Here is a 12,110-nt window from a genome sequence, read left to right on the forward strand (position 1 = left end):
GATGCTTAGGGGTATCGATTTTGTTATCTGTTGGCCTTTCTGATTCCCAACTGGTCAAGGGCGATGATCCACTTGCAGATATTGGCAGAACCTTCCACCATGGAATAGGTGGGGGCGTCCCGGTAATACCGGGCCACGGGGTACTCGGTGGAGTACCCGTAGGCGCCCAGGATGCGCATGGCAAAGTTGGAACATTTGGTGGCCACCTCGCCCACAAAGTATTTGGCCATGGCCACGTCCAGTCCGTTGTTGAGCTTGCCCTGGTCCTTGGCCCAGGCGGCCTTGTAAACCAGAAGCCGTGCCGCTTCAATTTCGGTGGCCATCTGGGCGATCATGTCCTGGTTCATCTGGAACTCGCCGATCTTCTTGCCGAATTGTTTTCTTTCGTTGCAGTATTTAAGGGCCGCATCCAGGCAGGCCTGGGCCAGGCCCACGCCGCCGGCCGCAGCAGAGAGCCGTGTCTGGTTCAGGGAAGAAAAAACGATTTTGGCGCCGTCACCGGGGTTGCCCAGGATATTTTCCTTGGGCACCTTGACGTTATCCAGAAACAGTTCTCCTGTGGGAGAAGAATGGGAGCCCAGCTTTTCCAGGGAGGAGGTCTTGATGCCCTCGAAGTTTTTGGGCTCAATGACGAAGGCGGACAGCCCTTTGGTACCGGCTGATTTGTCGGTATAGGCGTAATATAGCAGCGCATCGGCCACATTGGCGTTGGAAATCCAGGTCTTGGACCCGTTGAGCAGCCAGTGGTCCCCCTTGTCCTCGGCCGTGGAGGTCATGGCCATGACATCGGAGCCGGCATCGGGTTCGGTGATGCCGAAGCCGCCGATATACTCGGCCGTGCACAGTTTCTCCACATATTTTTTTCTAAGGGTTTCGCTGCCGTACTTGTAGATGGTATAGGCGCAGCCCAGCACCTGCATGTTCACCTGAACCCTCAGGGAGGAAGAGACCTTGGCCAATTCTTCGGTGACGATCATGGCGGCGAGGAATCCCATGTCTTCCCCCCCGTATTCCTCCGGGATCACCGTACCGAAATACCCCAGTTCGCCCAGGGGCCTCATCACCTCTTCAACGGGCAGGTAATGGTCTTCGTCCCACTGGTCCGCATAGGGTTCAATCTGTTTTTTTGCAAATTTCCTGACTTCCTTCTGGAGCATCTTCAGTTCGGTGGACAGTTGAAAATCCATTGTATCCTCCGGATTCCTCGTTATGTATTTTAGCCAATATCACATCATTCATATTGGATGAAACAGAAAAACAGGGTCAAAGTCAAGAAAAATCTGATCAGATATTTAATTAAAAATTAAAATTTCCAGTGATTCTGTCCCGGCACAGGCCTGCTGGGCCGGGGTCTTTCCCTCCTTGCGCGTGATCCGTTTTCTGCCGGACCACACCCTCACTGAGCGCCTGAAAAGGCAGAACACCCGGTGATTTTAAGAAAATCACCTATTCCGGAAGATGCAGGGGGGGGAATGGATTGTCAGGAATTGATTTCAGGCAGGTTAAAAAGGCGGCCACCGGCCTGCCCGGCCCGTTGGTCTTCTGGTTCTACAACCGTCTTCCCAGGATGGTATTCCAGATTCCGTCGGGACAGCGTCGCTCAACAATATGCACCGGCAGGTCACCGAGTGCGCTCAGCACTTTTCGGGTCTCTGAGTTCAGCAGCCCCGACAAAATAAACCAGGGTTTTTCCAGGAATCCCGGATGGGCAATGATATGGCGCATCACATCATAATGGATATTGGCCACCATAAGATCACAGGGAATGGCGATCATCTCCTCCCCCCTGGCCTGGAAGGCCAGCACCCGGTCTTCAAAATCGTTGAGCCGGATATTTTTCAATGTGGTCTGGACGGCCAGGTGGTTAAAATCACAGGACAGCACCTGGGGACACCCCAGAGCCGCCGCCCCCAGGGAAAGCAGTCCGGTTCCCGTACCGATGTCCACCACCCGCCCGATGGATTCCTTTTTAAGCACCCTGCACATCAGGGCCAGGCAGTCCTCGGTGGTCTGATGGCGTCCGGTGCCGAAGACCACCCCCGGATCCAGGAGCACCTCCCGGCCCTTCCCCTTTAATTCACCGGGATCGGGCCGTTCCCAGGGCGGGGCAATGCAGAGGTTTTCCACCCAATAGGGTTCAATGCGGTCACCGTGCCACTCTTCACAGCTCATCTCGTAGCGGGCTTCCAGGGAGATACCGGGCTCAGCAGCGGCCACGGCCTCGATCACATCATCGGCAGGGGCGGAAAAAAACAAAAAAGCCGTACCGTCCTCTTCCCAGGTTCCCAGGTAGGACGGATGGGAATTCACCCCGTCGCTGGCCCCGGGAATCCGGTCAAAATTATAAATATAGAGGTGTTCATAGGGGTTTTTAATTATATTTTGGGCCGGATTATTCATCGGGTTTCTCCATATCCATTGCCGGAAGATATACGCAAAAGGTGCTGCCCCTTCCAGGTTTGCTGTCCACTGTTGTAAAGCCGCCATGGTTGTCAACAATTCCGAAGACCGAGGCCAGTCCCATGCCCATGCCCGAGCCCTGCCCCGGGGCCTTGGTGGTAAAAAAGGGGTCGAAAATCCGGGGCAGGATATCAGGATCAATGCCGGTGCCCCCATCCCGGACCTCAACAACGGCATACCTGCCCGACACCTGCTTATCCATGGAAACCTGGAATTTCTCCAGTTCAACATTCCTTGTGGAGACCCGGATGGTACCGCCCTCCTTTACCGCCTCCACCGCATTGAGCAGAAGATTCATGGACACCTGCTCCATCTGGGAACGGTCCGCCTGGACCATCCACAGATCTTTTTCATACCCGGCCTCAATGATAAGGGATTTTTTGCCGGCCGAAAGAATGGCGAGACTGACGCTGAGGATCTCATTGAGACTCAGCGGCCCGGGGCTGAATTTGCCGCTACGGGCGAACCCCAGAAGCTGCTGAACCGACCGGGAACCGTTTTCAACCAGGTCACGGATCTTTTCAGCCTTTTCAATATTGGGATGCCCGGGGGCGCTCCGCTTCTGGATCAAAGTGGCATATCCGGTAATGGCCATGAACAGATTATTGAATTCATGGGCCACCCCGCCGGCCAGGGTGCCAATGGCTTCCAGTTTCTGCACCGTCAGTATCCGGGATTCGATTTCCTTACGCTCTTTAATTTGGCGGCTGAGTTCTTCATTGCTCCGGTTCAGGGCCTTTGTACGCTCATCCACCATCTGTTCCAGGTTGTCTCTATGGTTCTCCAGCTGGTCCCAGGCTGAAATAAACTGATTCCGCATATGGGCAAAGGCCTGCTTCACCAGCCTGACATCCCGGGTCTCGCCCTGCCCTTCTTCCAGTTGCAGGTCAGCAAGGCCCGACCTGAGCCCCCTGCCGTCTCCCCCCAGATCCAGTCCTGAAATATGTTTTGTAAAGGATTCAACCGGTACCATATGCCTGCGGATCACAAGATACATGATGCCCAGGACAGCCAGGAGCACCAGGCCGCCCATGGCCACCATGCCCAGGGTTAAAAATTGGAGGTGGCGTACCATCCCCTTTCTGGAGAATCCGGCCCTGAAGGTTCCCATGGGCTGTCCGAGGTAAACGATCTCATAAACCGCCTCAAAGATCACCTTGTCCCCGCTTTGTTCACCAACAGGGTATTGGGAGAGGAAAATACGGAACTGACCCCGCTTTTTTACCATTTCCTTTGAGTAAAGGGGACGATCCGGGTCCATGGGGGTGGAATGCCCCCCCCATTTTTGCCCCACCAGGGAATCATCATCGGCAATGAGCACCCTCCCCTGGTCGTCTATAATGGAAAAATAAAGCATTGACGGATCGGCGGCCTTGGCATTGGAAAGGGTCATCATTAAATACCGCCAGTTTTTTCCATACATCAGATGCCCCAGGCGGGCCCGCATGGCATCCGCCTTGTAAAAAATCCGCTCCATTTCATTTGTCTGGAGCTTATTGCTTTCAGTATAGATGACCAATGCGGTCATGGACCCGGCAGTCAGGATGACAATCAAAAAAACGGAGACCATGAGCTTGGCCTGGAGGGTATGGACAGAAAACATGCTATTGAATAATGACCTTTTCAATGAAAAACAGTGCACCGGATTCAGGCACCAAATCCGCCATTTCCGGATGGGTTTCAACGGGGAATATCACCGAAAAAGGGCCGCCCAGGGCCGGGTGAAGGGGCCGGCCGTCACAGGAGATGACCACATAGGCCGGAGAACGCGCAATATCCGGGGGAAGCGTTACCACAGGGCCCGCAAAGGGAACCAGTTCCACGGCAACCTTCGCCCCGCCCTTCTCTGCAAGTGTTTCCGCCAAAAGCCGGGACAGGGGAACAGCCAGGATTTCTTTGCCACCGGGAAGGGAAGGAAATGAATTACGGCACCCCTGGGCAATGGAAAACAGAGAAGGATCAAGGGGGGTGGCCAGGGCCTCAAGTTCCTTCCGGGAATACTGCCGGACCGTATCCCTGTGCACCAGGGAAAGCCTTGCTTCGGTCCCGCTGCCGGCGACCATGGCCTCAACATACCAGGTGAAACAGGCCGGATGTACCCCCAACTGTTGGGGAAAAACCACCTTCAGGGGGCCGCCCTTCAGCCCGGTGATTTTTTTCCCGTTTATTTCCCAGACCAGAAAACCCTTGCCCAGCAGTTCTCCGGGCAGGTACCCCACATATTGATCTGAGCCGACAACGGTCAGGGGGTGATGGGGGTTCATGCCGGCCATCTTTGCCAGGCGGGAAAGCCGGATTCCGGTGAACCTGGCGGGGCCGTCTTCCTTGAAATTGATATCCAGGGTATTAAATGTCTCTGCATGGGGCTCCATTGCGTGCACTCCCAGAGCCCTAAACTGAAACACCCCGTCCCCGGTTCCTGCCATTTTCACCCCGGGTGACGACAGCGCCTGCCCGGCGGAGAGAACAAATAAACTGCCAAAAAGGAAAAACTGCCAAAAGAAGAATCGATGGGATTGGCGGAATACTTTTGACTGATGATTGGATGGATGAACCAATGCGGCCTGCCCCAATAAAAGGTTTGACAATATCAAATTTATGCAAAATAATTCTTTTTTATGAAAAATTCAAGAAAGACTTAAGACTCAATGAAATTCAAAAAACTCACCGCGGAATTCAACGCGGACAATATTGCTCTGGCAGAAGAAATGATCTGCCATGTTTTCTTTTCCTTCAACCTCAAGGGGGTGGTCTGCAATGTCCCCATCCCCGAACCCGATGAAGGATTCGGGACATCCACCCTGCCCCAGCCCGAGCAGAATGCCATCATCGGATACCTGCCGGACATGGACGCCTCGGATATCATTATCGAAAAAATAGAGGGGAAGCTGGCGGCCCTTGGGGATATGGGGATCGGGGTGGCTGTCGGCATTGAAGTCGTGGATGAAAAAGACTGGGCCGATGCCTGGAAAGACTATTTCCACGTCACCCGGATCACCGACCGCATAGTGGTCAAGCCCGAATGGAAGCCCCACACCCCGAAGGCAGGCGAGGTGGTGATCCATATTGATCCGGGAATGGCCTTTGGTACGGGTACCCACCCCACAACGGCCATGTGCCTTGAACGCATTGAAACTCACCTGAAGCCGGGTCAGACAGTTCTGGACGTGGGCTGCGGGTCGGGCATTCTCATGATTGCAGCGGCCAAGCTGGGGGCCTTGCGCCTTTTCGGCATTGATCTCGATCCCATGGCCGTGGACATCACCCGTGAAAACCTTGAAAAAAACAAAATCGATCCCGCCCTATATACTCTGGAGGCCACAACCCTGGACAGAACCCCGGAAACCGCCTATGATCTTGTGGTGGCCAACATCATTGCCCAGGTCATCGTGGATATTGCAAAGGATATAAAAAAACGGATGGCACCAGAGGGGCTGGCCATACTCTCCGGCATCATCAAAGAGCGCCGGGCAGATGTTCTGGCGGCCCTGGCAGCCAGCAACCTTGAGCTGGCTGCCGAAACTGTTACCGATGAGTGGGTGGCAATGGTCGTCCGCCACAAGTAACAAGAACCGTATCCGCCCGGCACGGCCGGTATCCGTTAACCCGTCACTGGAGAGATTCCCATGGCAAAAGAACAGAAAAGAATCAGCCTTAAGATTAAATTTTACTCTGTGGTATTAATTTTCATATGTATCGCCCTGGTCATCGGGGCGGTGGGCTTATGGAACCTCTCCGGTATGCGGAGTCAGATCAGCCGGATCGTGGGTGTATCGGCTGAAAAAATTATCCTGGCCACCCGTATCCAGAAGGACCTTCTGCTCATCTCCGGGGCGGAAAAAAACATGCTCATTTCAGAAGACGGGGATGAAATGAACACCTATGCCGGAATCATTGCCGAAGCGGAGAAAAAAATACAAGAGGCCAGCGGCAAACTGGCAGCCCTCATTGATTCAGATGAAAAAAAGAAACTGGAACAATTTGAATCGGCCTTTTCACAGTTCCTGTCCGTCCACAAAGACGTCGCGGCCCTCACAACAGCCAATACCAACTTCAAGGCCGCCCAGATGGCCGCCGGAGAGGCCGGCCCCATGATCACGGCACTGGGCGACCATGTTGAAACCGTGGTGGTCAACTACGAGGAGGAGTTCCAGGAGGCCACCCAGCTCTTCGACGCCATGTACCTGGCCGAAGTCGGGGAATTAATGAAACAGACGGCCAGGCTGCTGACAGCGATCCGGACCCTGGAAAATACCCAGCAGGCCATTATCCTGTCCAGGGAGACCGAAAACACTCAGTCCTTGATCCAGCAGAGTAATAAACTAAAAGGGCCCATTGCCAAGGAATTCGAGGATCTGGCATCCAAAATCAATGAAAAATCCCAAAATGATTTCAAGGCGGCCCGGGATCTTTTCACCCGGTTCACCCAGGTCAGTGAAAAAATCATGGCCCTGGCCGCCCAGAACTCCAACGCCAGGGCCTTTGAATTGTCGAGGAAGGAGGGGCGCTCTGCCCTGGACCAGGCCGCCGGCATCATGGCCGGCCTGGTGGACGCCAGCCAGAAAGGGCTGGCCACCGACCGTGACCTGGCCAACCAGAATTTCAACACCGCCCGCACCCTCCTGGCCGCCATTGCCATCTGCGGTATCCTTGCAGGAACGTTTCTTGCCTTTATCATCATCCGCCAGATCCTATCGGTGCTGAATAAAAGTTTTGCCTTTGCCCAGGGCCTGTCCCAGGGGGACTTCTCCTCACAACTGGATATTGTCAGGAATGACGAACTGGGAGATCTGGCCCAATACCTGAACCGGATATCCAATAATGTCGGAGAGTTGATCAAAAGCCTGTCCTTGGGCATCACCCACCTCACCGATGCCGCCGGCAGCCTTTCATCGGTATCCGGCAGCATGTCCGACGGGGCCAGGGAAGCTTCGGAAAAATCGTCCCGTGTGGCCGATGCGGCTGCGGGCATGAATGACAGCATGGCCGCTGTGGCCTCCGGCATGGAGACCACCGCCGACAACCTGGACATGGTGGCAGCTGCCGCAGAGGAAATGACCGTCACCATTTCAGAAGTGGCCAAGAACACCGCCGACTCAAGGCAGACCGCAGAAGAGGCCGTGGAGCAGACAAAAACCGCCGGAGACAAGGTCAATCAATTGGCCGAGGCCGCCGAGGCCATCGGCAAAGTCACCGAAGCCATCACCGATATCTCGGAGCAGACCAACCTTCTTGCCCTGAACGCCACCATAGAGGCGGCCCGGGCCGGGGAAGCCGGCAAAGGATTTGCTGTGGTTGCCACTGAAATCAAAGACCTGGCTGCCCAGACCGCCAAAGCCACCGAGGAAATCAGGGGACAAATCCAACAGATCCAGACAGAAACCGGGCAGACCGTGGATATCATCACCCGCACCACCGAGATTGTGGGCAATGTCAATGAACTCTCCTCCGCCATTGCCGCTGCCATAGAAGAACAGTCGGCCGCCACCCGGGAGATTTCAACCAACATCAACACCGCATCCGAGGCCGGCCGGCATATCACCGAAGGTATCGGCAATGCATCCGAGGCCGCCGGCAGTGTATCCGAGGATGTCTCCGGCATCAGCCGGATGTCCGAGTCCCTGGTGGAAAACAGCGAAAAAGTCAATGAAAATGCCGAAGAACTGGCCGGGATTGCTTCCGATCTGAAGAAGATGGCCGGACGGTTTAAAATCTAAACAAGGATAATATTAATGAAATTCAGACCCTGCATCGACTTGAGAAACGGTAAAGTCGTCCAGATCGTCGGCTCCACCCTCAAGGAAAAAGCAGGCGGCACCCTTGTCACCAATTTCGAAAGCCCGGACTCACCGGCGCAGTTTGCCCGGATGTACAGAAAGGACCAGCTCACCGGCGGCCATGTCATCGCCCTGGGCCCGGGCAACACCAATGCCGTTCTCTCCGCCCTCAACGCTTATCCGGGCGGGCTCCAGGTGGGCGGCGGCATCACCCCGGACAATGCCGGAAAATTTCTGGATGCCGGCGCCTCCCATGTCATAGTCACCTCCTATGTGTTTTCCCGGGGAAAAATTGATATGGGCAAACTCGAAACACTGGTCGGTGCGGTGGGGAAAAAACGGCTGGTGCTGGACCTGAGCTGCCGGTCCAGGGACGGGCAGTTCTGGATCGTCACCGACCGCTGGCAGAATTTCACCGATGTGCCCGTCACCCCGGCGACCCTTGGCCATCTGGCCGGGTATTGTGACGAATTTCTGGTCCACGGGGTGGATGTGGAAGGAAAAATGCAGGGGATCCAGGAAGAATTGGTGGCCCTGCTGGGCACCCATTCCCCCGTTCCCGCCACCTATGCCGGCGGCGTCTCCCGGTTCTCAGACCTGGAACGGGTTAAAACAGTAGGCGGCAACCGGGTGGATCTGACCATCGGTTCGGCCCTGGACATCTTCGGCGGCAGTATCCCCTACCTGGACGTGGTGGCCTGGCACAGCCAAAACGCCTGACGCCAGCACAAAAAACAACCCCTTGAATTCATTCAGAATCACTGATACAATATCAGGTGATTCATCGAGAATGATATGAAGCAAGGAGGGATCATGGCTTTAAATATAACCGGCAACAGCGCCGCACTCATCGCCCTTGGCCAGGCAGGGAAAGCCAACAGCGCCTTAACCAACACCCTTGAACGCATTGCCACGGGCAAACGGATCAACTCCGCATCGGACGATGCCTCGGCAATGGCCATCGCAGACCGTCTCAAAAGCCAATCCCTGGCCGCCGAACAGCAGATCGAAAATGCAAATGCCAGCATCGCCATCGCCCAGGTTGCCGACGGTGCCCTGGGGCAGATGTCAGATATCCTTCAGGATATCCGGACCAAAACCATTGCCGCCGGAAACGGGGCCCAGTCGGCAGAGAGTCTGGCTGCCATTCAGTCGGAGATAAACGGTTCCCTTGGCGCCCTCAATGATATTGTATCCAACACCTCTTACAACGGGCAGACGCTTCTGGACGGCAGTTTCAGCACAGCGGGGCTCTCCATCGGCTCCGCTGCCCCGTCCCAGCTGGGATCAGGGGAAACCGGCATGCTCTCAAACATTGATATCACCACAGCCGAGGGCGCCCAGAACGCCTTGGGAACGGTGGACCAGGCCCTGACGCAGCTTAACAGAATCCGGTCTGATGTAGGGTCCAGCCAGAACCAGTCACTTTCTGAAATCGAAGTCCTCTCCACCAGCCGGGTCAACCTGATTTCAGCAGAATCCCAGATCCGGGATTCAGACCTGGCAGAGGAGTCAATTGAACTCAGCCGGAATCAACTGCTGCGCCAGGCGGCCACCTATGCGTTGAACCATGCCAATGATTCAACCCAGCAGATCGTAGACCTTCTCGGATAACTCAAAGCGCCTGGGGGTATCAGGGGCGGTCCCTGCGGATGTTCAGTTTCCGCATCCTGGAGGCAAATGTCGACCGGTTGATGCCCGACGCCCTGGCCGCCCATGTGATATTCCAATTGTATTTCTGCAACAGCGTATTTACATAGGCGCCTTCGAGTTCCGGCCAGGTCATGGCGGAGAGATCCATTAAAAATTCACTGTCCTCACCGTGTATCATCTCTGCGAGACCATCTCCTTCAGGGGCCTGCTCCCGGATGTGCTCCGGCAGGTTCTCCGGTCCGATTGCCTCCCCCGGGGCCGTGACCATCAGATACCGCATCAGATTCTCCAATTCCCTGATATTGCCCGGCCAGGCATAGGACACCAGATACTGCATGGTGTCGGGGCCGACTTTCTTTTCAGGGACCTCCGCCTTCATGGCCTCCTTGGCCAGAAAATGCTTCACCAGAAGGGGCACATCCTCCCGCCGCTCCCGCAGGGGGGGCAGATGAACCGGAAGTACGGAGAGCCGGTAATAGAGGTCCTGGCGGAATGAATTCTCATGGATCATCTGCTTTATATCTTTATTGGTGGCGGCGATAATCCTGACGTCCACATGCTTGATCCGGTTGGATCCAAGGGGTTTGATCTCATTTTTCTGGAGCACCCTCAGCAATGCGGCCTGGGTACTCATGGGCATGTCACCGATCTCATCGAGGAAAACAGTGCCCTTGTCCGCCGCCTCAAACAGCCCGGCCCTTGAACGGGTGGCCCCGGTAAAGGCCCCCTTCTCATACCCGAACAATTCGCTTTCCAGCAGCGTTTCCGGGATGGCAGAGCAATTCTGAACCAGAAAAGGCTTATCCGCCCGGCTGCTGCCCATGTGTACCTTTTCCGCCACCAACTCCTTACCCGTGCCGCTTTCACCGGTAATCAGAACGTTAAACTCCGTATCTGCATAGCTGTTCACCAGGGCCATGCTTTTATGAAACGGCTTGCTCTGACCGATAATGGCATTTTCCTTTTTGACCTTTGAGAGTACTGATTTGAAATGAAGGGCTTTTTTCCGCTCAGCAGAATAGAGAACGGCGTTGCTCATGGCAATGGAGCAGATGTCCACAAGATTTTGAAGGGGCTCCAGGTAGGCCGTATCCAGATTGAGAGCGGTTCTGTCACAGGAGGTGTCAATCACCTGAACCGCCCCGTACACCTCTTTTTCCATTAGGATCAGGGGGAAGCAAAGGATCTGGCTGCTTTTCACCGAAAAATTTTCCTCGACCTCCCGGTTGTGGCGCAGGTCACTCCCGGTTTCCGCAATGGTCATCTTCCCATTTTCGATAACCCAGCCCACCACCGAAGGCTGGTCCGCCTCCAGTACCACCCCTTTGATATGTTCGCTCTCGGCGCCGGCGGCCTCCACGCAGACGTAGGTCTGGTCTTTTTTTATCCAGATGGATCCCCGCCGGACATTCTGAATCTTCAACAGGGCATTTAAAAATTTTTTCTGCAGGGCATCGGGGTCAAGCTCCTTGAACAATTCATATTCCTGCCGGGCCTGACCTTTGCCGTCATGGGTCATGGGAACCCCCTGTTACTCACAATTATTAATTAAATTTAACCAGTGGCGATCTAAATATAAACACAGCGCAGGTAATAATCCAACGATATTTAATCATCCTACTATATAGGCTTTTAAGCATTCCATCAAATTGATTTTAGCGTTGGCACAAAAAATGAATTATGATATTTCGGTTAATAAATATAATATAAAAAGGGACTCAATGGAAAACCGGGTAAAAATAACACCACTTGAAACAGCCAGACTCACCTGCCCCCAATGTGAACGGAGCAAAACCCTTCAGCTTTCCGAATACAAGCTGACCAAGCGGTTCACCCGCGTAAAATATACCTGCAACTGCGGGGAGACTTTTGTGACGACCATTGAAAGCCGCGCAGGACAAAAAAAAGATATCCGCCTGGCCGGAACATTTACCCTCAAGGGAAAAACCGGAAAAACTCTGGGCACCGGCCGCATGGTCATTACCCGGATGACGGCGGAAGGCCTGACCATGAGACTGGATACGGAAACCAAGGTCCCTGCCCGCAGTTTCCTTGAAGTGGAGTTCGTTTTGGACGATGCCATGCAGTCTGTGGTGACAAAAAAAGTTCGGGCCGTCGCCAAAAATCGCCATTTTCTGACTGCCGAGTTCACTTCGACAAAACATCTGGACAACCTTGGGCCCTATCTTTATTTTAACAAACTCAACGAATAAAGGCCCT

At 54.5% G+C, this 12,110-nt stretch carries 10 protein-coding genes; 5 read left to right on the forward strand and 5 right to left on the reverse strand.

Annotated features, from left to right (window positions below; all coding sequences use genetic code 11):
• Positions 1 to 23: 23 nt before the first annotated feature.
• The 4 genes from HUN04_10050 to HUN04_10065 all read right to left on the reverse strand — a co-directional run bounded on the left by HUN04_10050 (position 24) and on the right by HUN04_10065 (position 4,832).
• Positions 24 to 1,187, reverse strand: coding sequence for an acyl-CoA dehydrogenase family protein (locus HUN04_10050; protein WDP90032.1), 1,164 nt, complete (start codon positions 1,185 to 1,187; stop codon positions 24 to 26).
• Positions 1,188 to 1,548: 361 nt separating this feature from the next.
• On the reverse strand, positions 1,549 to 2,376 hold the full coding sequence (locus tag HUN04_10055) for a 50S ribosomal protein L11 methyltransferase (protein WDP93240.1): 828 nt from the start codon (positions 2,374 to 2,376) through the stop codon (positions 1,549 to 1,551).
• Positions 2,377 to 2,392: 16 nt separating this feature from the next.
• Positions 2,393 to 4,063 carry a hypothetical protein gene (locus HUN04_10060; protein ID WDP90033.1) on the reverse strand — a complete coding sequence of 557 codons (1,671 nt, stop codon included), beginning with the start codon at positions 4,061 to 4,063 and terminating at the stop codon, positions 2,393 to 2,395.
• A gap of 1 nt (position 4,064) precedes the next feature.
• Positions 4,065 to 4,832: a molybdopterin-dependent oxidoreductase gene (locus HUN04_10065; GenBank protein WDP90034.1), complete on the reverse strand. Its 768-nt coding sequence runs from the start codon at positions 4,830 to 4,832 to the stop codon at positions 4,065 to 4,067.
• Positions 4,833 to 5,108: 276 nt separating this feature from the next.
• Between HUN04_10065 and prmA the strand changes: the two genes are divergently transcribed.
• From prmA to HUN04_10085, 4 genes are all read left to right on the forward strand, one after another.
• Positions 5,109 to 6,026, forward strand: a complete 918-nt coding sequence (prmA, locus tag HUN04_10070; protein ID WDP90035.1) for a 50S ribosomal protein L11 methyltransferase — start codon at positions 5,109 to 5,111, stop codon at positions 6,024 to 6,026.
• A 60-nt stretch (positions 6,027 to 6,086) separates the two neighbouring features.
• Positions 6,087 to 8,177 (forward strand): MCP four helix bundle domain-containing protein, encoded by a 2,091-nt coding sequence (locus HUN04_10075; protein ID WDP90036.1) that lies wholly within the window; start codon positions 6,087 to 6,089, stop codon positions 8,175 to 8,177.
• A 15-nt stretch (positions 8,178 to 8,192) separates the two neighbouring features.
• Positions 8,193 to 8,957, forward strand: a complete 765-nt coding sequence (gene hisA, locus HUN04_10080; GenBank protein ID WDP90037.1) for a phosphoribosylformimino-5-aminoimidazole carboxamide ribotide isomerase — start codon at positions 8,193 to 8,195, stop codon at positions 8,955 to 8,957.
• A gap of 93 nt (positions 8,958 to 9,050) precedes the next feature.
• Positions 9,051 to 9,851 (forward strand): flagellin, encoded by an 801-nt coding sequence (locus HUN04_10085; GenBank protein ID WDP90038.1) that lies wholly within the window; start codon positions 9,051 to 9,053, stop codon positions 9,849 to 9,851.
• Between the two features lie 19 nt (positions 9,852 to 9,870).
• Here HUN04_10085 and HUN04_10090 read toward each other — a convergent pair whose 3' ends face one another.
• Positions 9,871 to 11,409, reverse strand: a complete 1,539-nt coding sequence (locus tag HUN04_10090) for a sigma-54-dependent Fis family transcriptional regulator (protein ID WDP90039.1) — start codon at positions 11,407 to 11,409, stop codon at positions 9,871 to 9,873.
• Between the two features lie 202 nt (positions 11,410 to 11,611).
• On the opposite strand from HUN04_10090, the gene HUN04_10095 reads away from it, so the two are divergent.
• Positions 11,612 to 12,103, forward strand: a complete 492-nt coding sequence (locus HUN04_10095) for a hypothetical protein (protein WDP90040.1) — start codon at positions 11,612 to 11,614, stop codon at positions 12,101 to 12,103.
• Positions 12,104 to 12,110: the final 7 nt, after the last annotated feature.

The organism is Desulfobacter sp., from assembly GCA_028768525.1.
GTDB lineage: Bacteria > Desulfobacterota > Desulfobacteria > Desulfobacterales > Desulfobacteraceae > Desulfobacter.

Coding starts and splice junctions, on each gene's coding strand:
- HUN04_10060 (WDP90033.1), bottom strand. CDS start 4,063: ATGTTTTCTGTCCATACCCTCCAGGCCAAGCTCATGGTCTCCGTTTTT.
- HUN04_10095 (WDP90040.1), top strand. CDS start 11,612: ATGGAAAACCGGGTAAAAATAACACCACTTGAAACAGCCAGACTCACC.
- hisA (WDP90037.1), top strand. CDS start 8,193: ATGAAATTCAGACCCTGCATCGACTTGAGAAACGGTAAAGTCGTCCAG.
- HUN04_10065 (WDP90034.1), bottom strand. CDS start 4,832: ATGGAGCCCCATGCAGAGACATTTAATACCCTGGATATCAATTTCAAG.
- HUN04_10075 (WDP90036.1), top strand. CDS start 6,087: ATGGCAAAAGAACAGAAAAGAATCAGCCTTAAGATTAAATTTTACTCT.
- HUN04_10050 (WDP90032.1), bottom strand. CDS start 1,187: ATGGATTTTCAACTGTCCACCGAACTGAAGATGCTCCAGAAGGAAGTC.
- HUN04_10090 (WDP90039.1), bottom strand. CDS start 11,409: ATGACCCATGACGGCAAAGGTCAGGCCCGGCAGGAATATGAATTGTTC.
- prmA (WDP90035.1), top strand. CDS start 5,109: ATGAAATTCAAAAAACTCACCGCGGAATTCAACGCGGACAATATTGCT.
- HUN04_10085 (WDP90038.1), top strand. CDS start 9,051: ATGGCTTTAAATATAACCGGCAACAGCGCCGCACTCATCGCCCTTGGC.